Origin of the sequence: Enterobacter sp. CCUG 70166 (genome assembly GCF_020224095.1) — a bacterium.
Classification (GTDB): domain Bacteria; phylum Pseudomonadota; class Gammaproteobacteria; order Enterobacterales; family Enterobacteriaceae; genus Enterobacter; species Enterobacter intestinihominis.
Genome location: NZ_NRIQ01000039.1, coordinates 24,371 through 48,096 on the forward strand (window position 1 = coordinate 24,371; position 23,726 = coordinate 48,096).

General features: G+C 55.1%; 24 protein-coding genes. 13 read left to right on the forward strand and 11 right to left on the reverse strand.

Annotation, left to right across the window (positions count from 1 at the left end):
* Positions 1 to 93 precede the first annotated feature (93 nt).
* A complete protein-coding gene (mtnA, locus tag CKK19_RS17645; protein WP_058645961.1) occupies positions 94 to 1,110 on the forward strand; it encodes an S-methyl-5-thioribose-1-phosphate isomerase in 1,017 nt (338 codons plus the stop codon).
* Positions 1,111 to 1,153: 43 nt separating this feature from the next.
* Positions 1,154 to 1,624, forward strand: coding sequence for an SRPBCC family protein (locus CKK19_RS17650; RefSeq protein ID WP_045622238.1), 471 nt, complete (start codon positions 1,154 to 1,156; stop codon positions 1,622 to 1,624).
* 61 nt (positions 1,625 to 1,685) lie between these two features.
* On the opposite strand, the gene CKK19_RS17655 is transcribed toward CKK19_RS17650, so the two are convergent.
* The gene (locus tag CKK19_RS17655; RefSeq protein WP_032624682.1) at positions 1,686 to 1,958 is read right to left on the reverse strand and encodes a helix-turn-helix domain-containing protein; all 273 of its coding nucleotides are present in this window, start codon (positions 1,956 to 1,958) and stop codon (positions 1,686 to 1,688) included.
* Between the two features lie 106 nt (positions 1,959 to 2,064).
* On the opposite strand from CKK19_RS17655, the gene CKK19_RS17660 reads away from it, so the two are divergent.
* Positions 2,065 to 2,289, forward strand: coding sequence for a helix-turn-helix transcriptional regulator (locus CKK19_RS17660; RefSeq protein ID WP_023299573.1), 225 nt, complete (start codon positions 2,065 to 2,067; stop codon positions 2,287 to 2,289).
* A 121-nt stretch (positions 2,290 to 2,410) separates the two neighbouring features.
* Here CKK19_RS17660 and CKK19_RS17665 read toward each other — a convergent pair whose 3' ends face one another.
* Genes CKK19_RS17665 through CKK19_RS17675 form a run of 3 tightly spaced genes read right to left on the reverse strand, consistent with a single transcriptional unit; the run spans position 2,411 to position 4,250 of the window.
* A complete protein-coding gene (locus tag CKK19_RS17665) occupies positions 2,411 to 2,953 on the reverse strand; it encodes a 1,2-dihydroxy-3-keto-5-methylthiopentene dioxygenase (protein ID WP_063853974.1) in 543 nt (180 codons plus the stop codon).
* Positions 2,950 to 3,639 (reverse strand): acireductone synthase, encoded by a 690-nt coding sequence (gene mtnC, locus CKK19_RS17670; RefSeq protein WP_225455193.1) that lies wholly within the window; start codon positions 3,637 to 3,639, stop codon positions 2,950 to 2,952. The genes CKK19_RS17665 and mtnC overlap by 4 nt, the downstream gene beginning before the upstream one ends.
* Positions 3,636 to 4,250: a methylthioribulose 1-phosphate dehydratase gene (locus CKK19_RS17675; RefSeq protein ID WP_063853976.1), complete on the reverse strand. Its 615-nt coding sequence runs from the start codon at positions 4,248 to 4,250 to the stop codon at positions 3,636 to 3,638. The genes mtnC and CKK19_RS17675 overlap by 4 nt, the downstream gene beginning before the upstream one ends.
* A 122-nt stretch (positions 4,251 to 4,372) precedes the next feature.
* Between CKK19_RS17675 and CKK19_RS17680 the strand changes: the two genes are divergently transcribed.
* Positions 4,373 to 5,533 (forward strand): pyridoxal phosphate-dependent aminotransferase, encoded by a 1,161-nt coding sequence (locus CKK19_RS17680; RefSeq protein WP_063853977.1) that lies wholly within the window; start codon positions 4,373 to 4,375, stop codon positions 5,531 to 5,533.
* Here CKK19_RS17680 and CKK19_RS17685 read toward each other — a convergent pair whose 3' ends face one another.
* The 3 genes from CKK19_RS17685 to citR all read right to left on the reverse strand — a co-directional run bounded on the left by CKK19_RS17685 (position 5,534) and on the right by citR (position 8,417).
* On the reverse strand, positions 5,534 to 6,160 hold the full coding sequence (locus tag CKK19_RS17685) for an IbrB-like domain-containing protein (protein ID WP_225455194.1): 627 nt from the start codon (positions 6,158 to 6,160) through the stop codon (positions 5,534 to 5,536).
* Positions 6,145 to 7,368, reverse strand: a complete 1,224-nt coding sequence (locus CKK19_RS17690) for a phosphoadenosine phosphosulfate reductase (RefSeq protein WP_063152773.1) — start codon at positions 7,366 to 7,368, stop codon at positions 6,145 to 6,147. The genes CKK19_RS17685 and CKK19_RS17690 overlap by 16 nt, the downstream gene beginning before the upstream one ends.
* A 128-nt stretch (positions 7,369 to 7,496) precedes the next feature.
* Positions 7,497 to 8,417 carry a DNA-binding transcriptional repressor CitR gene (gene citR / locus CKK19_RS17695; protein WP_022647411.1) on the reverse strand — a complete coding sequence of 307 codons (921 nt, stop codon included), beginning with the start codon at positions 8,415 to 8,417 and terminating at the stop codon, positions 7,497 to 7,499.
* A gap of 621 nt (positions 8,418 to 9,038) precedes the next feature.
* On the opposite strand from citR, the gene ahpC reads away from it, so the two are divergent.
* Positions 9,039 to 9,602: an alkyl hydroperoxide reductase subunit C gene (gene ahpC, locus CKK19_RS17700; protein ID WP_014882974.1), complete on the forward strand. Its 564-nt coding sequence runs from the start codon at positions 9,039 to 9,041 to the stop codon at positions 9,600 to 9,602.
* A gap of 241 nt (positions 9,603 to 9,843) precedes the next feature.
* Positions 9,844 to 11,409 carry an alkyl hydroperoxide reductase subunit F gene (ahpF, locus tag CKK19_RS17705; protein WP_063853979.1) on the forward strand — a complete coding sequence of 522 codons (1,566 nt, stop codon included), beginning with the start codon at positions 9,844 to 9,846 and terminating at the stop codon, positions 11,407 to 11,409.
* Between the two features lie 59 nt (positions 11,410 to 11,468).
* Here ahpF and uspG read toward each other — a convergent pair whose 3' ends face one another.
* Positions 11,469 to 11,897 (reverse strand): universal stress protein UspG, encoded by a 429-nt coding sequence (uspG, locus tag CKK19_RS17710; protein WP_022647413.1) that lies wholly within the window; start codon positions 11,895 to 11,897, stop codon positions 11,469 to 11,471.
* A gap of 179 nt (positions 11,898 to 12,076) precedes the next feature.
* Here uspG and CKK19_RS17715 point away from each other — a divergent pair, with 179 nt between their 5' ends.
* Entirely contained in the window at positions 12,077 to 13,315 is a 1,239-nt protein-coding gene (locus tag CKK19_RS17715; protein ID WP_063853980.1) for a zinc-dependent alcohol dehydrogenase, read from the forward strand.
* 138 nt (positions 13,316 to 13,453) lie between these two features.
* Here the strand turns inward: CKK19_RS17715 and rnk are convergent, their stop codons facing one another.
* Positions 13,454 to 13,864: a nucleoside diphosphate kinase regulator gene (rnk, locus tag CKK19_RS17720; protein WP_063853981.1), complete on the reverse strand. Its 411-nt coding sequence runs from the start codon at positions 13,862 to 13,864 to the stop codon at positions 13,454 to 13,456.
* Positions 13,865 to 14,126: 262 nt separating this feature from the next.
* Here rnk and CKK19_RS17725 point away from each other — a divergent pair, with 262 nt between their 5' ends.
* Complete coding sequence (locus CKK19_RS17725) at positions 14,127 to 14,753, forward strand: flavin reductase family protein (protein ID WP_023299579.1); 627 nt, start codon at positions 14,127 to 14,129, stop codon at positions 14,751 to 14,753.
* Here CKK19_RS17725 and rna read toward each other — a convergent pair.
* Both rna and dcuC read right to left on the reverse strand, forming a co-directional pair.
* Complete coding sequence (gene rna / locus CKK19_RS17730; protein WP_032624674.1) at positions 14,747 to 15,556, reverse strand: ribonuclease I; 810 nt, start codon at positions 15,554 to 15,556, stop codon at positions 14,747 to 14,749. The two genes, CKK19_RS17725 and rna, sit on opposite strands and share 7 nt — an antisense overlap.
* Before the next feature lie 94 nt (positions 15,557 to 15,650).
* Positions 15,651 to 17,018 carry an anaerobic C4-dicarboxylate transporter DcuC gene (gene dcuC / locus CKK19_RS17735; RefSeq protein ID WP_017382481.1) on the reverse strand — a complete coding sequence of 456 codons (1,368 nt, stop codon included), beginning with the start codon at positions 17,016 to 17,018 and terminating at the stop codon, positions 15,651 to 15,653.
* 342 nt (positions 17,019 to 17,360) lie between these two features.
* Between dcuC and CKK19_RS17740 the strand changes: the two genes are divergently transcribed.
* From CKK19_RS17740 to CKK19_RS17760, 5 genes are read left to right on the forward strand one after another with little or no spacing between them, the layout of a single operon-like run.
* Positions 17,361 to 17,762, forward strand: coding sequence for a hypothetical protein (locus CKK19_RS17740; RefSeq protein WP_063149485.1), 402 nt, complete (start codon positions 17,361 to 17,363; stop codon positions 17,760 to 17,762).
* Positions 17,763 to 17,815: 53 nt separating this feature from the next.
* A complete protein-coding gene (locus CKK19_RS17745) occupies positions 17,816 to 18,109 on the forward strand; it encodes a copper-binding protein (RefSeq protein WP_063853983.1) in 294 nt (97 codons plus the stop codon).
* An 11-nt stretch (positions 18,110 to 18,120) separates the two neighbouring features.
* Positions 18,121 to 19,377 (forward strand): TolC family protein, encoded by a 1,257-nt coding sequence (locus CKK19_RS17750; RefSeq protein WP_022647419.1) that lies wholly within the window; start codon positions 18,121 to 18,123, stop codon positions 19,375 to 19,377.
* Positions 19,374 to 20,573 (forward strand): efflux RND transporter periplasmic adaptor subunit, encoded by a 1,200-nt coding sequence (locus CKK19_RS17755; protein WP_063853984.1) that lies wholly within the window; start codon positions 19,374 to 19,376, stop codon positions 20,571 to 20,573. Before CKK19_RS17750 ends, CKK19_RS17755 begins: the two co-directional genes overlap by 4 nt.
* Positions 20,570 to 23,686 (forward strand): efflux RND transporter permease subunit, encoded by a 3,117-nt coding sequence (locus CKK19_RS17760; protein ID WP_063853985.1) that lies wholly within the window; start codon positions 20,570 to 20,572, stop codon positions 23,684 to 23,686. Before CKK19_RS17755 ends, CKK19_RS17760 begins: the two co-directional genes overlap by 4 nt.
* Positions 23,687 to 23,726 lie beyond the last annotated feature (40 nt).

Below are 23,726 nucleotides of genomic sequence, written 5' to 3' on the forward strand. Positions count from 1 at the left end.
CTCAGTTTTGCTAATTAAGACATGTAGACGTCTATACATCTGGATTTCATCCTGACACAATGTGCTACAACAACGCAACAGGGAATTAACGACATGCAGACATTACAGACGACCAGCCTGCGGGTGGCGAATAATCAGCTCTTTATTCTCGACCAGCAGGCGCTTCCGCAGGAGAAACGCTGGCTGGATGCCTCGACGGTGGAGGCGCTGGTTGGGCATATCCACGCTCTGCGCGTGCGTGGCGCGCCGTTAATTGGTCTCTCTGCAAGCCTGCTGCTGGCGCTGTTAGCGGAAAGCGGTAAAGGCCGCGATGAGCTGGCGGCGGCGCTGGAGACCCTGCGTGCCTCCCGCCCGACGGCGGTGAACCTGATGAACAATCTCGACCGCATGAAGATTGCGCTGTGGCAGGAAGCGTTCGTTCCGGCGCTGGTGGCTGAAGCGCTGCGCCTGATTAATGAAGACAAACGGCTTTGCGACGCGATTGCGAAAGCGGGTAGCGCGCTGGTGAAGCCCGGCAGCCGCCTGCTGACCCACTGCAATACCGGCGGGCTGGCAACGGCGGGCGTCGGTACGGCGCTGGGTGTGATTGCCCGCGCGCATCAGGAAGGCAACGTCAGCAACGTCTGGGTGGATGAAACCCGTCCGCTGTTGCAGGGCGGCAGGCTGACCGCATGGGAGCTGGGCGAGCTGGGCGTGCCTTATCAGCTGATTACTGACTCCATGGCCGCCAGCCTGATGGCAAAAGGGCAGGTGGATGCCGTGTGGGTGGGGGCAGACCGCATTGCCGCCAACGGCGACGTGGCGAACAAAATCGGCACCTATTCCCTGGCGGTGCTGGCGAAGTTCCACGGTATTCCGTTCTACGTCGCCGCCCCGCAAACGACCCTCGACCGGGACTGCCCGAACGGTGACGCGATCCCGATTGAGCAGCGCGCGGCCAGCGAAGTGACGGGCGTGGCGGGAAGCTTTGGCGCGGTGCAGTGGGCGCCGCAAGAGGCGCAGGTCTATAACCCGGCGTTTGACGTTACCCCCGCCTCGCTGATTAGCGGCTGGGTGCTGGATACGGGCGTGGTCACCCCTGAAGAGGTAGCGAAAGGGAAATTCGCCTGAGTGGGACTATCCTTGTAAGGGGTTCCCTTTAGAGGACGTTATCGTGACGCTCGATCCTGAAACAGACTTAAAACTGGAACGCGTGGTGGACGCACCGCGCGACCTGCTGTGGCTCTGCTGGACCACACCGGAGCACATCAAAAACTTCTTCATTCCTGCTCCCCATAAGGTGACTGAATGCGACCTCGATCTGCGCGTGGGTGGGCGGTTCAATACCGTGTTTGAGGTGGACGGGCAGCGGATGGATAACCGGGGCGTATTTCTTGAAATCGATCCGGGGAACAAGCTGGTCTTTACCGATGGCTATACTGAGGGCTGGAAGCCGGCTGAAAAGCCGTTTATGACGGCGATCCTGCTGCTGGAAGATGTGGGTGAGGGCAAGACCCGCTACACGGCGATAGCGCGTCACCCAACGAAGGAGATCCGCGAGCAGCATGAACAGATGGGCTTCCACGAAGGGTGGGGCGTGGTGTTGGATCAGCTGGTGGGGTATGTGAAAGGGCTGAAACGGTAGTGCTCTTAGACCCCCTCTCCCTTGAGGGAGAGGGCTGGGGTGAGGGGGGAGAATTCATTGATTATGTTGAAGACAGATTTCTCTTTTTGGTATTCCTCATCTGACGAAATACTCGCTCTCCCTTTTCATCAAAGTATCTTTCCGGCCATATCACATCGGGTGGAATGTCTGGCGCCTGAGCGATAAGCAATTCACCTTTGGGCCATGGTCGGGTAAGCGCATTTGCCAGTGTGGATGAGGAAAGGCCAGCCTTTCTGGACAACGCAGCCAGGCTTGTTCCATGTTTCTTTAGTGCAGCGATAATATCGGCCGGGTGCCAGTTCTGATGTTGCATTGTGTCCTCCTTACATGTGTTCGTTACGTGCTCAATTATCCTATTTTGGGATAAAAAGGCAACGGGAGGATATTCGATTTCAGGATATTTGTATGGAATCGGAACAATGGCTTCAGTTTACTCGGATGAATACCAGCGTGTTATCAATGCGTTGAAGAAAGCGCGTAAAGAGAAGGGGATGACTCAGGCGCAGCTTGCGGAGGCACTGGGAAAACCACAATCGTTCATTGCTAAAGTGGAAAACGGTGAGCGTAGGTTGGACGTGGTGGAGTTTGTGCATCTGGCGAGGCTGGTTGGCGCAGATGTGCAGAGGATTATCGCCAGTATTTAATTAATGCCTGAGTATGGAACTGACCACCTGAGCCGTATGTTCCCCTCACCCTAACCCTCTCCCCAGAGGGGCGAGGGGATAGCACGGTGCTCGCATTACTTTGCGGGGTAGGGAGAAAAGATCAGGCCAGGCGTGGATACGCATCCGCGATTGCATCGCCCGTGAACTGGGCAACCCAGCCTTCCGGATTGTCGAAAATACGAATGGCGGTAAAGTTCGGCTCTGAACCCATGTCAAACCAGTGCGGCGTGCCTGCGGGTACGGAAATCAGGTCGTTTTTCTCGCACAGCACCTGATACACCTCATCGCCGATGTGCAGGCAGAATAGTCCCGTCCCTTCCACGAAAAAGCGCACTTCATCTTCGCCGTGGGTGTGCTCGTTGAGAAACTTCGCGCGCAGCGCCTCTTTCTGCGGATTGTCGGCGCGAAGGCTAATCACGTCCCAGCTCTGATAACCTTTCTCTGCCACCAGCTTGTCGATTGCATGCTGATACGCCTCAATCACGGCTTCAGGCGCGGGATCCTGCCCTAAATCACGGTCTGCCGCCCAGCGTTCAAACCGCACGCCTTTGGCGTTGAGCTGTTGGGCAATCTCGGCGGCGTCGGTGCTGTGCCACAGGTGCTTACTGGCGTCTTTATCGGAATAAATGGTCAATGCGCTCATGAAGGGATCTGCTCCGGGTTAATCTCGTCAAACTGGTGGATCTGATGGTGATGGCTTGCGCCGTCATCTTCACCGCGTATCAGTTGCAGGGTGCGAAAACCCGCCTGTTCAGCCGCGTCCAGCTCCTGATGAATATCCGACAGGAACAGGATCTGCGACGGGGCGATGCCCGTTTGCGCCGCAATATTTTGATAAGACTGCACCTCACGCTTGGCGCCGATGCGGGTATCAAAATAGCCGCTGAACAGATGAGTAATATCACCTTCGTCGCTGTAGCCAAATAACAGTTTCTGCGCGGCGACGGAGCCAGAGGAATAAACATAGAGATCAATCCCTTGTGCCTTCCATTTTTCCAGCGCGGGCAGTACATCAGGGTAGAGATGGCCGGTAAAGTCACCGTTGATGTAACCGTCCTGCCAGATGATGCCTTGCAGGGCTTTGAGCGCCGTCGATTTGCGGTCTTCATCCATAAAGGTAAACAGCACGTTGATGAGTTCGCTGACGCTGGCATGCGGAGTGCTGATTTCATCGCGCAGGTTGTCCAGAATCGATTTGACCGGCTCGGCGTACTGCTGCGCGGTCACAAAGGCCGCCAGCCGCTCACGCGCGTAGGGGAACAAAACATCATGGACAAAACGGATATCGCTGGTGGTCCCTTCAATATCCGTCACAATCGCGCGAATCATACTCTCTCCCATTGTCGTAAACGCATTTCGCATTCAAATAAGAATTCTAAACCTTCCAGATGACGGCGGGCTTCGGCCACGTCGCGTCCCCAGCAGGTTAAGCCATGACCGCGCAGAAGAAAACCATAATTAAGCGGGCGTTCCTGCGCGTAATGGGTGATTCGAGAGGCGAGGGCGTCGATGTCCTGGTCATTATCAAACACCGGGATGGCCACCGTATCCCGATGCGTGGTCTGTCCGGTAAGGGATTTTTGCATCTCGAAGCCGGAGATCTTCAGCTCGGTCTCGTTGACCAGCCGCGACAGCACCGTGGCATTGACGGTGTGAACGTGCAGGACGGCGTTAGCATCCGGGAACAGGCGGTAGATGAGGGTATGCAGCCCGGTCTCTGCCGACGGTTTACGGCCAGAAGGCGCACGGTTGGTGGCGATTTCAACCTGTAGAAAATCGGCGGTGGTCAGGCTGCCTTTGTCTTTTCCGGATTCGCTCAGCCAGCACAGATGTTCATCCTGACGCACGGACATATTGCCGCCGGTAGCGGGCGCCCAGCCTTTAGCGCCAATCCAGCGGCAGGCCTCGACCAGGTGTGTGAGTTGCAGGTTGTCTGTCATTTCCTTTTACCCTCTCGGTCAGGAATATTTATATCATTTAGACGTCTAAGCGTCTTGATTGCCAGAGACTAACATCGTGTTATAGTGTCAGCAACATAAGTATTACAGGCAGGCACACTACAATGAGCAATAACCCGTTGATCCCGCAAAGTAAACTTCCGAATCTCGGCACGACGATTTTTACGCAGATGAGCGCCCTGGCGCAGCAGCACAACGCCATTAACCTCTCACAAGGTTTCCCGGATTTTGACGGGCCGAAATATTTGCAGGAGCGTCTGGCGTACCACGTTGCGCAGGGAGCCAACCAGTATGCGCCGATGACCGGCGTGCAGGCGTTGCGTGAAGCCATTGCGGATAAAACGGCGGAGTTATACGGCCATAAGCCTGACGCGAACAGCGATATCACGGTAACCGCAGGGGCGACCGAAGCGCTGTATGCGGCGATAACCGCCCTGGTGCGTACGGGCGATGAGGTGATTTGTTTTGACCCGAGCTACGATAGCTACGCCCCGGCGATTGAACTGGCCGGTGGCGTGGTGAAACGCGTGGCGCTCCAGCCGCCGCATTTTCGTCCGGACTGGCAGGCGTTTGCCGCGCTGCTGAGCGATAAAACCCGGCTGGTGATCCTGAATACGCCACACAACCCATCGGCGACGGTGTGGCAGAAAAGCGATTTTGCCGCCCTGTGGCAGGCCATCGCCGAACGTGAAATCTATGTTCTGAGCGACGAGGTGTATGAGCACATCTGCTTTGCCGAGGAGGGTCATGCCAGCGTGCTGGCGCATCCGCAGCTTTGCGAGCGCGCAATCGCGGTATCATCATTTGGGAAAACCTACCATATGACCGGCTGGAAGGTAGGGTACTGCGTGGCGCCCGCCGCCATCAGCGCTGAGCTGCGTAAAGTGCACCAGTATTTGACGTTTGCCGTAAACACACCCGCCCAGCTGGCGCTGGCGGATATGCTGCGCGCTGAACCTGAACATTACCGGGACCTGCCAGCTTTTTACCGTGCGCGGCGGGATCGGTTTGTGACTGCCTTGAGCGAGAGTCGGCTGGAGATCCTGCCATGCGAAGGCACCTACTTCCTGCTGGCGGACTACAGCGCGATTTCCGATCTGGATGATGTCAGTTTTTGCCAGTGGCTGACGAAAGAGGTGGGCGTGGCGGCCATTCCGCTGTCGGTGTTCTGCGCCGATCCCTTCCCGCATAAACTGATTCGTCTTTGCTTTGCGAAGCAGGAGTCGACGCTGCTGGCAGCGGCTGCGCGCTTAAATTCGCTCTGACTATTCAACCGTCCAGGCTTCTGAAAAACGACGGTCCGCGAAGAGTTCCAGCAGACCGTTGATTTGCTTCAGTCGCAGCACTTCATCGCTGTCCATACCCAACTCCAGGCCAATTTTCTGCTCACTCCAGCCCATAAGCACCAGTTCTCGCACGATTTCTGACATGGCATTGATCTGGTGGCGTCCACGTGCGCGGTTGTGACGAATGGTTGTAGCCATGCGATCGAACTTTTCCTGGCGTGCTTTACGCAGGCAGGTAACAGGGAGGTAACCTTTAAGTTGACGCTTCAGAACAGCCCGATGACTGCCAAGCTCATGGCGATGGAATCCATCGACAATTTCATAGCTCTCAGGCGCATTTTCCGTCACAACGATAGGTTGTGTGAATCCATCCAGCTCCAGTGATTTGCTGAGCAACCGCTTCTCCGCCGGAGCGACATTATTTGGGTTGTAGTCATTGGCGGTGATGTCAGTCTGTTTTATCCACAATACGCAGTCGACGGGTTGATTATGAAAAGGGCTGATTTCGTGTAATGCCTGGCGAAAGGCATTAATAGCGCCGATTTTCTCTTCTTCAGAAAGGGCCTGCAGGTACGTCTGCATTTCTCTGATTATTTGCTGCTGCATAAAATCCCCCATTCCTTGCGTTTAGCTTTCACTCTTTCGCTGTAGCGTTGATAGTGTTTAGGTTTGTTTGGACTAAATGAGAGAGCCCGGCACCAGTAGTCATTGTTGAGTAAAACCTTGCAAATGCGTCGCCAGGAAGGGATATCTTTTGCGCCAATGTCACCCTCCTGCGTATCGGGAATATCGTCCAGGCCTCGCTTTTGATACCAGTGGAGATAAATTGCGATTTTATTTCGGTAATGTTCCGCCGTATTTTGCGGCATGCTGTCGAGTAGCAGCATGGCGTATTCGCGCCAGCCGAGATGGTCAGGTTTTAGGATCTTCCGGTGGCCATAAAAATGGTTATCGTGCCCGGCATAAATACCTCCACTTCGCACGCCGCAGGCGCGTTCACACATCGCCGCCCAGCGTTCGGGTTCAATGACATGATAGAGCCATAAGCCCTGACGCTGTTCCGGACCAAACGGTTCGCAGATGCGCATATAACGCGGCGGCACCCCCGCCTTGTACATCAGGTCGTATAACGGGTTATAGCAACATTTTGATTTCGCGAACCACGTCCAGATGTCGGCGGTTTTCCAGTCGTACAGTGGGTAGATATACCAGGCGTGCCCACCCGGGGCGACGGTCGTCCAGGGTTTATCGTCAGAAAAGCGCTGCTTACGCGCCGACGCTATAGCCAGAAAGCGGTTGTAAGATTCATCGGCGCGGATCCCCACCATGACTGCGGAAGGACGTCTTTGCGCATACCATTCGGCAAACTCGCGCACGAAGGCTTCAAACGTCATTCCCTGCTGATAAAAATCGAAATAGTGATAATCGGTAATGGCATCTTCTGGTGGCTGGCGAACCCAGTTTGTTCCGGGTTCCCAGCACTGCCATTCAGGTTGAAACTGTGACAGGGCGTTCTGGGTCGTGAGCGGAAGCGCTACCCACCAGAACTGGTGGATAACATCCCGATAGAGCGTTTTCATAGCGTCAACATGCTGAATGGTCGACGAGAATTGCGCTTCCCAGTCCAGAAAGATGACGTCTATTTTTCGCTTTAATTGCCGTGCTTTCTGGGCAACAAGATGCAGCATCACGGTAGAATCTTTTCCACCGGAAAAGGAAACGCATACCCTGGGGAAATTGTTAAGCGTCCAGTGTATGCGTTCCGCAGAAGCGTCTAAAACATTTTCCTGTAAAGGGATTTTATAGTTCGACATGATTAATCGCGTCCTGCGTGTTAAATGTCTTGGGAAAATCAAAACGATATTATGGAATTATTTATCCTTAATTTCACGGAGTCATTTTTTTCGGTTCGCTTTAATTATATTCACCATGCAAATGTATTTTACGCAGACGGCGGAGAAACGCAGAGCTTATGCATTTTTTCAATGAATGTTGAAAAAACAGAGCTATTCAGTGATGAACGGCCGTAGAGCATATAGATCTTTAATTCAGGCAGCGCAAACGGTGGCTCAAGCCTTTTTAATTTCAAAGATTCTTTAAATGTTTCATAGATCGACACGGGGATATAGCCTAACAAATCAGATGAACTGACCATAGAGATGAGAGAGCTAAGGGAGTCGGTGCGAAAAGCAATATTTCTTTCCGGAAAAGCGTCATTGGCCCGACTCTGGAACTCTTTTACACCCGGATGAGCACTCTGGTAAAAAGTGAATTTCTCCTGGTATAGCGCGTCCACCGTAGCTGTGTCAGCGAGCCTTGGGTGGTCTGCTCTACAGATTAAGGCTATCGGCACCGTAGTGAAGTGGGTGCAGACCACAGAGCGATTGTGGATAGGTGCGATAGAGAAGATGAGATCGGCTTTACGATAGGCCAACAAATCTTCCGCTGATTCGGAGGAAATAAGCATATCTCTTTGTTCTATCTCATAATTCTCCTCAGATATTAAAAGCTTCAACGGTTCCAGCATCGAACCAGGAGACACCATTTGAGTGCAATAGATAACGAACTTTTTCTTGATGTCCGAGTGATGCATCATGTTGATCGTCTGCTCAAGCTGATTGAGATTTTTTTCCAGATGATGATGCAAGTTAGTACCTACCGTGGTGGGCGTAATTCCCTTCCCTGAACGGATAAACAGGGGGTCATCAAGCTGACCGCGCAGGCGTTGCAGCGACTGGCTGACGGCGGATGGTGTGATATAAAGCGTCTCGGCAGCCCTACTGATACTGAGATGTTGGTAAATGCATTCGAAGATAACTAACAGATTGAGATCGAATTTTTTTAGGTCGTAGAGGTTTGCCATGTTTCGTCCTGAGTGAGTTGAGTTTGCTGTCGTTATCACACCATGGAGTACGACAGAGTGTAGTTACCCTTTACAATCCGTGTGAATAACTCGCTTAATTTAAAATTTAAGTGATCTTAATATATCACGGCTTTGGATTATTGAAACATATCTTCAAGAGTTATTAAGATAATTTTATCTTTAAAGTGTGATTGAATTATTTGAATGACAAATGGCGTTTATATATAGCGTGAAACCCATAATGAAATTAAATTTATAATGTTTCAATGACCTGTTCGAATCTGCCTATCACAGCCATAGGCAGGACTATCCCTCTTATGCATTGCTCATTGCGCGCAGGGGTGCTGTAATCAAACCGCTGTTACGGCCTTGATACAAGGTATGTAGAGCGCAACGCAACGCCAGCTTCGGCTGGCACTGAATGTACCTGCGGGGAATTCAGGTATCAGGGCCGCCCGTTGAGGCGGCCTTTTTACTTTCAGGCTTTCCTGTAAAAGGTTCACCTTGCTGTCTTGTTGCTGTTGTAAGGTTTGGCTGATTGATTTGATAAAGCATACGCATTAGCCCCGATGAACAAAGTTGGTTACCTTACACCTCAACGAAAACACGGAGGAAGTACAGATGTCCTTGATTAACACCAAAATTAAACCTTTCAAAAACCAGGCGTTCAAAAACGGTGAGTTCATCGAAGTTACTGAGAAAGATACCGAAGGCCGCTGGAGCGTGTTCTTCTTCTATCCGGCTGACTTCACCTTCGTTTGCCCGACCGAACTGGGCGACGTTGCAGACCACTACGAAGAACTGCAAAAGCTGGGCGTAGACGTTTACTCTGTTTCTACCGATACCCACTTCACCCACAAAGCGTGGCACAGCAGCTCTGAAACTATCGCGAAAATCAAATACGCGATGATCGGCGACCCGACTGGCGCCCTGACCCGTAACTTCGACAACATGCGTGAAGATGAAGGCCTGGCTGACCGTGCGACCTTCGTTGTTGACCCGCAGGGCATTATCCAGGCTATCGAAGTTACCGCTGAAGGTATCGGCCGTGATGCATCTGACCTGCTGCGCAAAGTGAAGGCGGCTCAGTACGTTGCTTCTCACCCAGGCGAAGTGTGCCCGGCGAAATGGAAAGAAGGCGAAGCAACGCTGGCGCCATCTCTGGACCTGGTCGGCAAGATCTAAATTTCCGTCGTCTTTCACGCCATAGCTGCGTTGGCGTCGCCTGCTCACCCCGGTCACTTACTTCAGTAAGCTCCCGGGGATTCTCAGGCTAGCCGCCTTGCTCTGACGCGAAATACTCTGGAAATTGTTTCAGTCATGGGCGCACCCGCGCCCATTTCATTCCAGCACCATGATGCAAGTTGCATTCAGGCAGCCCGTATAAGGCGGCTTGCATGATGACGTTTTAAGAGAGGGAAGAATAATGCTCGACACTAACATGAAAACCCAGCTCAAGGCCTACCTTGAGAAACTGACCAAACCTGTTGAGCTGATTGCCACGCTGGACGACAGCGCGAAATCGGCAGAAATCAAAGCGCTGCTGACAGAGATTGCTGAGCTGTCGCCGAAAGTGACCTTCAAAGAAGACAACGCGCTGGCAGTCCGTAAGCCTTCTTTCCTGATCGCCAACCCAGGGTCTGACCAGGGGCCGCGTTTCGCGGGTTCTCCGTTGGGGCACGAATTTACGTCCCTGGTGCTGGCGCTGCTGTGGACCGGTGGTCATCCGTCAAAAGAAGCGCAGGAGCTGCTGGAGCAGATCCGCGATATCGACGGTGATTTTGAGTTTGAAACCTATTACTCGCTCTCCTGCCACAACTGCCCGGACGTGGTGCAGGCGCTGAACCTGATGTCAGTGCTCAACCCACGCATTAAGCACACGGCGATTGACGGCGGTACGTTCCAGAACGAAATCACCGAGCGCAACGTGATGGGCGTTCCGGCGGTTTACCTGAATGGTCAGGAGTTCGGCCAGGGGCGTATGACGCTGACCGAAATCGTCGCCAAAGTGGATACCGGCGCAGAAAAACGTGCGGCGGAAGAGTTGAACCAACGTGATGCGTACGACGTGCTGATTGTTGGCTCCGGCCCGGCGGGCGCGGCGGCAGCGGTTTACTCCGCACGTAAAGGGATCCGTACCGGTCTGATGGGCGAGCGTTTCGGTGGTCAGGTTCTGGATACCGTAGACATTGAAAACTACATTTCCGTGCCGAAAACCGAAGGCCAGAAGCTGGCCGGGGCGTTGAAAGCGCACGTCAGCGACTACGACGTGGATGTCATTGACAGCCAGAGCGCCAGCAAACTGGTTCCGGCAGCGGTCGAGGGTGGTTTGCACCAGATTGAAACGGCGTCCGGCGCGGTGCTGAAGGCGCGCAGCGTGATCATTGCCACTGGCGCGAAATGGCGCAACATGAACGTGCCGGGCGAAGATCAGTATCGCACCAAAGGCGTGACCTATTGCCCGCACTGTGACGGCCCGCTGTTCAAAGGTAAACGCGTAGCGGTGATCGGCGGCGGTAACTCCGGCGTGGAAGCGGCTATCGACCTGGCGGGGATTGTTGAACACGTTACCCTGCTGGAGTTCGCCCCTGAGATGAAAGCGGACCAGGTGTTACAGGATAAAGTACGTAGCCTGAATAACGTCGACATTGTGCTCAATGCCCAGACGACAGAAGTGAAAGGCGACGGCAGCAAAGTGACCGGTCTGGAATACCGTGACCGCGTGAGTGGCGATATCCACAGCGTAGCGCTGGCGGGGATCTTCGTTCAGATTGGCCTGCTGCCAAACACCACCTGGCTGGAAGGCGCAATTGAGCGCAACCGCATGGGCGAGATCATCATCGATGCGAAATGCGAAACCAGCGTGAAGGGCGTATTTGCGGCGGGCGACTGCACCACCGTGCCGTACAAACAGATCATCATCGCCACTGGCGAAGGGGCGAAAGCGTCGCTGAGCTCGTTTGATTACCTGATCCGCACCAAAACTGCATAATAAAAGAAAGCAAGACGACACCTGCAATACAAGAGGCCACCAAAAGGTGGCCTCTTTTTTTATCTGACGACCATCACCGGAATGTGGGTGTGGCGGATCACGCTGGAGGCGTTCGACCCCAGCAGGTGCGTGGTAATAGACGGGTTGCGCGAACCAATCACCACCACGTCTGCGTTCAGCTCCGCGGCCAGTTCATTAACGGCGTCACGCACGCTACCGAACCGGACGTGGGTTTTTATGCGGGAAGGATCGATGCTGAAGTGCCCGACCATGGTTTGCAGGCGCGTCTCGGCTTCATGCTGTAAATGCTCTTCAAAACGACGCACATCAGCAGCGAAACGATGCAGGCTCAGGCTGGCAGAGCCCGGTAAAACATGCAGAAGATGAATAACTCCGTCCTGCTGCGCGAGAAATTCCGCATGACGTACAGCCTTATCACTCAGTTCCATTTCGAAAACATCAACCGGCATAATGATTGTTTGATACATACCCGTTTCTCCTTGTTTATAAACGCTGCAATCATTCAACCACAAAATATAAATGGTTTCTGCAATCCCGACAGCACTTTTATCTCGCCAGGATAAATCTCAAAACAGCCGGATTCCGGGGCAGATCCCGAGAGGTAGCTACCCTTTTATAAGCTTACCCACACCCTTTCGGAGGTTGCATGAAAGCTCTCACCTATCACGGTCCACATCATGTTCGGGTCGATAATGTCCCCGATCCGGGCATCGAACAGCCTGACGATATCATCCTGCGCGTAACAGCCACGGCGATCTGTGGTTCCGATTTGCATCTTTATCGCGGAAAAATTCCCAAGGTCCAGCACGGCGATATCTTTGGTCATGAATTTATGGGCGAGGTGGTGGAGTGCGGGAGCGAAGTGAAGAACGTGCAGAAAGGTGACCGGGTGGTGATCCCGTTTGTGATTGCCTGCGGTGACTGTTTCTTTTGCCAGATGCAACAGTACGCGGCCTGCGAAAACACGAACCGCGGGCAGGGCGCGGCGCTGAACAAAAAGCAAATTCCCGCCCCTGCCGCGCTGTTTGGCTACAGCCATCTTTACGGCGGCGTGCCGGGCGGACAGGCGGAGTATGTGCGCGTGCCGAAAGGCAACGTGGGGCCGTTTAAAGTGCCTCAGCTGCTGTCAGACGACAAAGCGCTTTTCCTGTCAGATATTCTGCCTACCGCCTGGCAGGCGGCGAAAAATGCGCAGATCCAGAAAGGCTCCAGCGTCGCCGTATTCGGGGCCGGGCCGGTGGGGTTACTGACCATTGCCTGCGCGCGGCTTCTCGGCGCAGAGCAGATTTTTGTGGTTGACCATCATCCCTATCGACTGCGGTTTGCCCAGGAGCGCTACGGCGCGATCCCGATTAACTTTGATGACGATAACGACGCGGCGGAGAAAATCATTGAGCAAACGGCCGGGCAGCGCGGGGTGGATGCGGTGATTGATGCCGTCGGGTTTGAGGCCAAAGGCAGCACGACGGAAACGATCCTCAGTAACCTGAAAATTGAAGGCAGCAGCGGCAAAACCCTGCGCCAGTGCATTGCTGCGGTGCGACGCGGCGGCGTGGTCAGCGTGCCGGGCGTGTACGCCGGTTTCATCCATGGCTTCCTGTTTGGCGATGCCTTCGATAAAGGGCTGAGCTTTAAGATGGGGCAGACGCACGTCCACGCCTGGCTGGGAGAGCTGCTGCCGCTTATCGAAAAAGGGTTGCTTACACCGGAAGATATTGTGACCCACTATCTTCCGCTGGCTGATGCGGAGCGCGCCTATAAGATCTTCGAAAAACGGGAGGAGGAGTGCCGCAAGGTGATCCTGGTGCCTGGCGCAGACACCCCGGAGGCAGCGCAGCAGAAAGTGAAGGGACTGGTGAATGCCTTCCCCGGCGGCGTTGTGTGAGGTTTCGTCCCCACGGCACTACGACAGAGTAAACATGGATTAAGCGGTTTTTGTCCGATATAACACAATCGGTGAATTTGCGGAAAGAGGATGCAGGTGCATCCTCTGTGCAAAGCGGGGTCGCTTGTTCAGAAGGGATTAACGCAGGTAATCGCTAGCGGCTTCGGGCTGGTAGAGCAGCTCAAGCACTTCCAGATGGGCTGAGGCGCCGCCCGGGAGTTCCCAGTGGATAGTATCGCCCGTGCGCAGTCCAAGCAGCGCAGCGCCCACGGGTGCCAGCACCGAAAGCTGCATGCTGCTGTCGGTCATCTGCGCCGGATAGACCAGCGTACGGGTGAGTTCCTCCCCGGTGGTCAGGTTGCGGAACTTCACCTGGCTGTTCATGGTGACCACATCATGCGGCATGGTCTCAGGCGTACACATCTGCGCCCGATCTAGCTCTTCGTTCAGCGCATCGGCTACCGGCAGCGAGGCGAATTCTGGTTTCTCCAACAGTCGGTCAATACGTTCTGCGTCGAGTTCATTGATGATAATCGTAGGTCTGGACATTTTTACTCCATGTCGTTAATGCTGCGTGTAACGCAGAAACCAATCCAAAAGAAAACCCTCGCCGTCTGGCAGCGAGGGTTTAACTTATCTGATGATACTGTCTGAAACCCTAAGTTTGAAGTGATGAAGGTCACATTCGTGCGCCATATGAATTTTTGGCAATAAACCCGGCATCCCGATTCACGCTGAACGGAAATTTCGTTACGCTGGTAAAACTTAAACCGGGCAATGCGCGTTGCAGCCCCAGCGTAGAGAGAGCGATATGTACTTTTACCAACCGTCTCAGGGGCACGGCCTGCCGCACGACCCGCTGAACGCCATTATCGGTCCACGTCCGATTGGCTGGATTTCATCCTGTGATAAGGCCGGTCAACTGAACCTTGCCCCGTACAGCTTCTTTAACTGCTTTAACTATCGCCCACCGATCATTGGTTTTTCCAGCAACGGCTGGAAGGATAGCGTGCGGAATATTACCGAAACGGAAGAGTTTGTCTGGAACCTCGCAACGCGCGATCTGGCTGAGGCGATGAATGAAACCTCCGCCACACTCCCTCATGGCGAGGATGAATTTACCTTTGCCGGCCTGACGCCCGTAGCCAGCCAGCTTGTGAGCTCGCCGCGCGTGGCGGAAAGCCCGGTGAATTTCGAGTGTCGATTGTCACAGTGCATTCAGTTGACCGGCGCGGATGGGACACCGATTGATACCTGGCTGGTGCTCGGCGAAGTGGTGGGCGTCCATATCGCTGAGAGTTTGCTGGAAGAGGGGATTTACCAGACCGCGAAAGCGCAGCCCATTCTGCGTGCGGGTGGACCGTCAGCCTACTACGGCATCAGCGACAGCCATCGCTTCGATCTGGTACGCCCGGATGCGCGCAGGAACAATCAGTAACCAGCTTTATCGATAACAAACTGTTTGCCGCAGTTGCCCGGATGCGGCTGTGGCGCAAAGGTGCTGGCTGAGAGCGAGTTGTTAATGGTGCTGGATTTTAGCGAGATCTGCATCTCGGTCAGATAAGCCGGATTGCCATGGCAGGTAAGCTTGAACGCTTTTACGTTCTGTTTCCCCCAGCTTTTGGCCACGGCTGCATCAAAATCGCTACGGCGGACGGTCTTGCCATAGTTTTCCGCCAGAAATTCCCCAACCGCACTATTTTTCACTTCCTGGTTCATGCGCACCATGGTGCCGAAGTAAGCGTCGGGATCAAAACCAAAGCAGACGCCGTGTTTCGCGTATTCATAACGTTCAAGGCAGGAGTTGCCGCCCGCGCCGGGCATCACGCTGTTCAGCTTCGCCGCGCCCGTTAGCGATAGTCCGGTCTCTGCGGCGTCACATTTGCGGCTGGCTTTTGCTTCCGGCATATTCGGAACCGGACGAGTGGCACAGCCGAAGCGCATCCAGCGGCGTTCATCCACTCCGCGAGCGGCAATAGATTTCGGCAGCGCTGGCCATAAGCCGTGGACGGTCAGAAAATCGGTTTTGTTGCTGCTCTCTTTTTGCAGGCGACACTCTTCCGGTTCGTCACGGTTGCGTTCGACCATACTCTGGCAAAATCCCGTTTGCCAGGAAAGAGCCAGAACGTAGCGATCGAAATCGCCATACTGGGTTGGCTTAAGCGGATCTGCCTGAATTGAGAAGACACAGAGTGCAAGCGCTACTGCACCAGACGGGATAACGATATCCTTCCTGAACATTTGCTTTCCTGATTGGTTGGGCGCGATTAATTTCTGGGGGTTATTAAAGCACAAAAAGCGCCCGCAGGCGCTTTTTGGAAAGCAGGAATTTCGCTTAGGCAGCGCCGGGAACCAGCACTTCGGTGGCGATAATAACGATAATCAGGCCAACCAGCACCGGCACTGACGTGCGTTTTACCACTTCAAACGGAGAGATTTTTGCCATCCCCGCCACCGCAACCACCACGCCCGATACCGGAGAAATGGTACGACCCAGGTTGGAGGCCTGGAGCATCGGAATGGACAGGTAAGCCGGGTTGATGCCGGAGGAGTGTGCCAGCTTAGGGATCATCTCAACAAACGCATAGAACGGCGCGTTACCGGAGCCGGTAGTCATCGCCGCCAGCATGGTCAGTACCACCAGCACCAGCATCAGGATAATGCTGGCCGAGCCGAAAGAGGTGGCGATAGAGATCAGGCTCTGGATAAAGCCGATGGTGCTCAGCCCCTGAGCAAACACCCCTGCGGCAACCAGCAGCATCACCACGCCCGCGAAGGCATCCGCCATGCCGCGGAAGGCGACTTCAAGACCCGTGAACACCTTCTGGGTATTAAAGCCACGAACAAATTCCAGGATGGCCGCCAGCAGCATACAGATCACCAGGATAGTGATGATGTGCAGCTGAGGGCCCCATTTGCCGTCAAAAATAAGCACGCCAATAATCGGCGTGAAGGGCAGGATGGAATAAAACGCCGGGGCGGTAGTGGTGATTTCACTGACGTCCATCATCTCATGGCTGACGTTCTCTTTCTTATCGAGGTAGCGTTGCCAGAAGAAATGCGCCACGCCCATGCCGAGAATAGCGGTGATGGAGATTGGCAGTGTGGTTTTGAAGGCGAAGTCAATCAGCGACATTTCCGCGGCTTTCGCGGCCAGCACCACGTCACCGGAAGTAGGGGAGAGAATAATCGCCGCCGGAGAGGCGCAAATAGCCGCCGCTGCGCCACGGCTGATCCCGACGTTAACCATTACCGGGAATAACGTCGCCATTAACAGCACGCCAAGGCCCGTTGCTGAGGAAACGGCTAATGACATCAGACAGGCCAGGAAATAAGCCGCGACCATCAGAAGATAGGGGGAGTTAATATATTGCAGCGGCTTAGAAGCCAGCTTCACCACCATATCATTCGCACCGATATGGGTCATATAGGCAGCAAATCCGCAGAGCATCATGATCATCATGCCCAGGTCGCCGCCGCGGCTCATCAGCAGAATTTTTATATATTCCACAATATCGGTAGCGGTATATCCGGTGCTGGCTTCGCTGGCGGGTAAAACCTGATGACCCATTAGCGCGCTAATGATCAGCAGCGTCAGGCCGCCGACAAATAGCACGCCAGTGGCTGAGTAACCTTTAATGATGTAGCGTGCTACACCGACAATGACCACGACTCCAATGAGGAGTTCGAGAAAAGTAAGCATGATTTCCCCTGTATCCTTGCTGCCCGAGAGACAAATAATCAATAAAAAAGAAGCCTGAAATGTGCCGAATAAATGGCCAGTCCTTGCTGATTAAAATCAAGAAAGAGACTACTAAAGGCAATGATGACGATATTTTTGCTAACCCTGCGTCATTTATATTAAGACGTTATTGACCTGATGAATAGATATTATATGTCATTAAATTGATGGTGAAGTGTTAAGGTTTTGAGTATTACTTGCCGACAATCGATTTAAAAACGTAAATCTCTTTAAAACTACTTCTCTTTCATTCTTTTGCCTGCTTATACTCGGTTCACTTTTACCCTATCCGACGATCTGAATATGCACGCCAGCTGGACGTATCGCCTGCGCTTTATCAAAAAACATCTGCTGATGTTTTTGCTGGCGTTTGGCTGGCTGTTAATCCAGAGTCAGGTGGCCGTCGCCTCCCATCAATGTTCAATGGATTTGCGCGGTGAGGTGGCCACCATCCAGCATATGGATATGATGGCGGAACCGGGGCCGCATTATGCTGCCGGTGCTTCACCGCTGTGTGAAAAACATTGTGTGCCGGATCAGGTACAAAAAGAATCTGCCCAGCCGCATCTGGTGGCGCTGCCTGCCGCCATGACGCTGACCTTAACGACGCCAGAGTGTTCATCTGCAAGCCATTCTGCGTGGTCTGTTACCCCTCCTGCTGTGGGGCCGCCGGCAACGATCCGCTATTGCCGGTTTCGGGAGTAAAAACCTGTTAATTCGTTGATTTTATTTACTTAACGTTTAACAGGAGTTTTATCATGCGTACCCTATTCCTTTCCGCGCTGGTTGGCGCGTCCATCTCTTTCGCTTCTTATACCGTTCAGGCAAACCAGACCTGGCAGGGCCGCGGCGTGGTTCAGTCGATCTCTGACAATGCCGTCATGCTCCGTCACGAGGCCATACCGGAACTAAAATGGCCAGCGATGACCATGCCGTTTACTTTATCTGCCGGCGCCACGCTGAATGGCGCCAAACCGGGGGATGAGGTGACCTTCACGCTTGAGCGTGCGGGTGACGGTTTCCAGATTATCTCGCTGGCGCCAGCGCGCTAAGCGAGGTCACCATGAAACAACACACACTGAGCCTGTGGCTCGGTGGGGTGTTGTTCGGCCTGTTAACCTCCGCCGCGCAGGCGGAGCCGTGGACGCTCGAACACACCCTGACCGAAGCCCAGCGCTACTCGGCAGAACTCTCCGCCAGCCGTAACGAAGCGCAGGCGCTGGATGCGATGGCGGATTCCGCCACGCAATTACCTGATCCAAAATTGAAATTCGGTATTGAAAACGTGCCGGTACAGGGCAGCAACGATCGGCGGCTTACGCGCGAAGGGATGACCATGCAGAAGGTTGGCATCATGCAAAGCTACGTCAGCTCAGAGAAGCGGGAACGTAAAGCACAGACTTTTCAGGCGCAGGCGCGAAGCGTGCTGGCAAAATCCGAGGCCGTACGTGCCGCGCTTCAGCGTGATACCGCCCAGGCCTGGCTGGATCTGGCGCTGGCACAGCAGGCGCTGAAAACGGCCAGAACGCTGGTCCGTGAAACGGAACGCCAGCGGGGCGTGCAGAAGGCGAGCGTCGGGGCGGGAGGCGCAACGCCGGACAGCGTACTGGCCCTGCAAATGATCCTCAGCGCCATGCGCGACAAAGAGACGCTGGCGCAGCGGGATGTGCAGCTGGCGCAAAGCCGTCTGCTGGAGCTAACAGGGCACGCTATTACGGCGGTTCGCGGTCCGCTGCCGCGCTATCAGCGCCTTCCTGCCGATGAAAAAACGTTGCAGGAGGGGATTGCCAGACACCCGGAAGTGGAGGCCGCGCGACGTGAAGCAGAGACCGCGAAAGCGCGTTCAGCGCAATCTGCCGTGGCAGCGATACCCGATGTGGATGTGGAGGTCTATTACGCCCACCGCGCCGAAGGCTATGACGATATGGCTGGCGTGATGTTCAGCGTGGATCTGCCTTTGTTCCAGTCAAAACGTCAGGACAAGGATTACGCCGCCGATGTTTCCCGCTCAATGCAGGCGGTGGATCAACTGACGCTGCTCAAACGCGAACACATTGCCCAGGTGCAAACGCTGGTGGCGCAGTATCAGGCTGCGCAAACGGTGTGGCAGCGTCAGCGGGACGAGGTACTACCGTTGCAGCGACAACGGCTGGCGGTGCTGACGGCGCAATATCGTTCTGGACAGTCGGCGCTTCCGGCCCTGCTGGAGGCGCGTCGTGGCGTACTGGATACGGAACTGGCGGTGAACCAGGCGGAGCGCGAAATGGCGCGAACCTGGGCTGCCGTGAACTGGCTGATCCCGCAGGAGCTGGCGCAATGAAAAAAACAACGTTAATGGCGATTGCCATCGCGATAGCTGCCGTTGGCGGCTATTTTGTCGGACAGAAGCAGACGCATCAGCCGGATGCGGCTTCACAACCCTCAGAACGCAAGGTGCTTTACTGGTACGACCCCATGGTGCCCGGTCAGCGCTTCGATAAGCCGGGTAAATCCCCCTTTATGGATATGGATCTGGTCCCACGCTACGCCGATGAAGCGCAGACGGCGTCAGGCGTGGCCATCAGCACTCAACAGCAGCAAAACCTGGGGATGAAAACCGCCAACGTTGAGATGCGCCAGCTGGTTTCGCCGTTCTCGGCCTTTGCCACGGTTGCAACGGATGAACGTAACGTCTCGGTGTTGTCAGCCCCGGCCAATGGCGTGGTGTCAAAATTGTTTGTTAATGCGCCGCAGCAGCAGGTAAAAGCCGGAGAGGCGCTGGCGCAACTGTGGATCCCGCAGTGGACCGCCGCCCAGCAGGAGTATCTCGCGGTTCGTCAGCTTGGCGATGCCGCATTGACCCGCGCCGCTCGCGAGCGGCTGGCGTTGCAGTTTATGCCAGAAGAGGTCATTCGTTTGCTGGAGCGTAGCGGTAAGCCGCAGACCACGCTCATTCTGCGCACCGACCGGGCGGGCTATGTGGTGAAGCTGGACGTGCGGGAAGGGGCGCAAATCACCGCAACGGCGCCGCTGTTTGAGATCGCCAGCCTCGATCCGGTCTGGCTGGTGGTCGACTACCCGCAAACGCAGGCGCAGTCTCTGACGGTGGGCAGTAAGGTGGTAGCAACCTCAGAAAGCTGGCCGGGGGAGCAGTTCCACGGCACGGTCAGCGAATTGCTGCCGCAGATGGAGGCGGCCACGCGAACCCTGAAAGCCCGTATCGTGCTGGAAAATTCCGCATATAAGCTGAAGCCGGGCATGTACCTCTCCGTCAGGCGTGCGGAAGAGCTGAAAGGCCCGCCGGTGCTGGCGGTGCCGGAAGAAGCGGTGATTAACAGCGGAGAGTCTGCGCGTCTGCTGCTGGCTACCGGGGACGGTTATTTCCAGCCTGTGACGGTGAAAACCGGCCTGACGGCGCAGGGCTGGACGGCGATCCTGTCCGGGGTCAAAGAGGGCGATAAGGTGGTGACGTCCGGGCAATTCCTGATTGATTCCGAAGCCAGCCTGCGTAGCGTGATGCCGGAGGTGACGCCATGATTGCCGCTGTGATTCGCGCCTCGTTGCGTAACCGCCTGCTGGTGATCCTGGCCGCGCTGATGATGGCCAGCTGGGGCTGGTGGGCGGTGCAGCGCGCGCCGCTGGACGCGTTGCCCGATCTGTCTGATGTGCAGGTCATTATCAAAGCGAGTTACCCCGGGAAAGCGCCGCAGGTGATTGAAGATCAGGTGACCTGGCCGCTGACAACCTCCATGTTGTCTGTGCCGGGTGCCAAAACCGTGCGCGGTTTTTCAATGTTTGGTGACGCTTATGTGTATGTGCTGTTTGAGGATGGTACCGATCTTTACTGGGCGCGATCCCGGGTGCTGGAATATTTAAGCCAGGTACAGGCGCAGTTTCCGCCGGGCGTGAAGGTGTCGCTGGGGCCGGATGCGACGGGCGTGGGCTGGATCTACGAATATGCGCTGATCGACCGTAGTGGAAAACACAGCCTGGCAGATCTGCGGGCCCTTCAGGACTGGACGCTTAAGTTCGAGCTTAAGACGGTACCGAATGTATCTGAAGTGGCAAGCATTGGCGGAATGGTGCGTCAGTATCAGATCGTGGCGGACCCGGCGAAAATGCGCGCGCTGAATATTACCCACAGCCAGCTATCCGGCGCGGTGCAGGCCGCCAATAAAGAGAGCGGCGGCGCCCTGCTGGAGATGGGCGAAGCGGAGTATATGGTGCGGACAACGGGCTATTTGCGCTCGCTGGAGGATTTTCGCTATGTGGTGATCGCCACCCGCAATGGCGTACCTGTCCTGCTGAAAGATGTCGCCACCATTGGCATTGGCCCGGAGATCCGCCGGGGCGTGGCGGAGCTTAACGGTGAAGGGGAGGTTGCTGGCGGCGTAATCGTGATGCGCTACGGGCAGAACGCGCTGGAAACCCTTCGCGCGGTAAAAGCGAAACTGAGCGAGCTGCAAAAAACGCTGCCGCAGGGCGTCGAGATTGTTCCGGTCTACGATCGCTCCACGCTGATTGAGGAGTCGGTCAAAACGCTGACGCACAAGCTGCTCGAAGAGTTTGCCGTGGTGGTACTGGTGTGCGCGCTGTTCCTGTTCCACCTGCGTTCCGCGCTGGTGGCGATGGTTTCTCTGCCGCTGGGGATCCTCGGGGCTTTTGTGGTGATGCACTATCAGGGCATTAACGCGAATATGATGTCGCTCGGCGGGATCGCCATTGCCATCGGAGCGATGGTGGATGCGGCAATTGTCATGATTGAAAATATGCACAAGGTGCTGGAGCAGTGGCGGCATGATAATCCGGGCAAGGAGCCTGCGTCGGGAGAGTACTGGCGTCTGGCGGAAAAGGCGGCGGTTGAAGTGGGACCGGCGCTGTTTTGCAGCCTGTTAATCATCACGCTGTCATTTATACCGGTATTTTCGCTGGAAGCGCAGGAGGGGCGAATGTTCTCGCCGCTGGCGTTCACCAAAACCTGGTCGATGGCCGTGGCCGCCGGGCTTGGGATCACTCTGGTGCCGGTGCTAATGGGCTTCTTTATCCGCGGGAAAATCCCGGATGAGAAGGCAAACCCGATAAACCGCCTCCTGATCCGCCTGTATGAGCCGCTGCTTGATAAGGTACTGACCTTCCCGAAAACGACGCTGGCACTGGCATGTCTGCTGCTGATCGCCACGCTCTGGCCGCTGAGCCGCCTGGGCAGTGAGTTTATGCCGCCGCTGGAGGAAGGGGATTTACTCTATATGCCCTCCACGCTGCCGGGGATCTCTGCTCGCGAGGCATCGCGGCTGCTTCAGCTGACGGACCGCTTGATCAAAAGCGTACCGGAGGTGGCGAGCGTGTTTGGCAAAGCTGGTCGGGCGGAGTCGGCAACCGATCCCGCGCCATTAACCATGCTGGAAACAACTATCCACTTTAAGCCCCGCGAGCAGTGGCGGCCTGGAATGACGCCGCAAAAGCTGGTGGAGGAGCTCGATAAAACCGTGTCGCTGCCGGGCATTGCCAATGTGTGGGTGCCCCCTGTCCGTAACCGTCTGGACATGCTGGCAACCGGGATCAAAAGCCCGGTCGGCATTAAGGTGAACGGCAATAATATTGCCGACATTGAGCGCGTGGCCCGGCAGATTGAGCAGGTGGTGAAGGACGTTCCTGGCGTCTCCTCGGCGCTGGCGGAGCGACTGGAAGGCGGGCGCTACGTGGATATTCGTATCGACCGGCAAAAAGCCGCGCGCTACGGCGTTTCCGTCGATGAACTGCAAAGCCTGGTCTCCACGCTGGTCGGGGGCGATAACATTGGTGAGGTGATCCAGGGACGCGAGCGGTACCCCATCAACCTGCGTTATCCCCGCGATTTGCGTGATAACGTCGACACGTTGCGGGTGTTGCCGGTAGTAACCGCCAGCGGTAGCCAGGTGGCGCTGGGGGAACTGGCCGATATCGTCGTGACGGAAGGCCCACCGATGCTAAAAAGTGAAAACGCGCGCCTTTCCAGCTGGATCTACGTGGACTTACGCGGGCGCGATCTGAAGTCCGCCGTAGATGAAATGCAAAAACGGGTGGAGGAGAAGGTGCTATTGCCGCAGGGCGTATCTCTCTCCTGGTCCGGGCAGTTTGAATATCTGGAACGGGCGACCGCGACGCTTAAAATAGTCTTACCTGTCACGCTGATGATTATATTCATCCTTTTATGGTTAACCTTCAGGCGGATATCAAATGTCCTGATAATAATGGGGACATTGCCTTTCGCGCTTATTGGTGGGGTGTGGTTATTATGGCTGCTTGAATATAATTTGTCTGTGGCGGGGGCCGTTGGCTTTATCGCCCTTTCCGGGGTGGCAGCAGAATTCGGCGTAATTATGGTTCTATATTTGAATCATGCGCTTGATAAATATCACAGGCTTGAGCCAGAAGGGGGAAATACGGTGCTATTGCGGGCGATCCACGAAGGTGCCGTGCTGCGCGTGCGTCCGAAGGTGATGACGGTCGCCACTATTATGGCGGGACTGCTGCCCATCATGTGGGGCAATGGGAGTGGCTCGGAGGTGATGCAACGTATTGCTGCACCGATGATTGGTGGCATGGTTACTGCACCGTTATTGTCGATGTTAGTTATTCCCGCACTCTACAAATTGTTACATCAACGTTAAAAATGTCAACTGCATGTGCTTATTCAGGCATGCAGTTTAT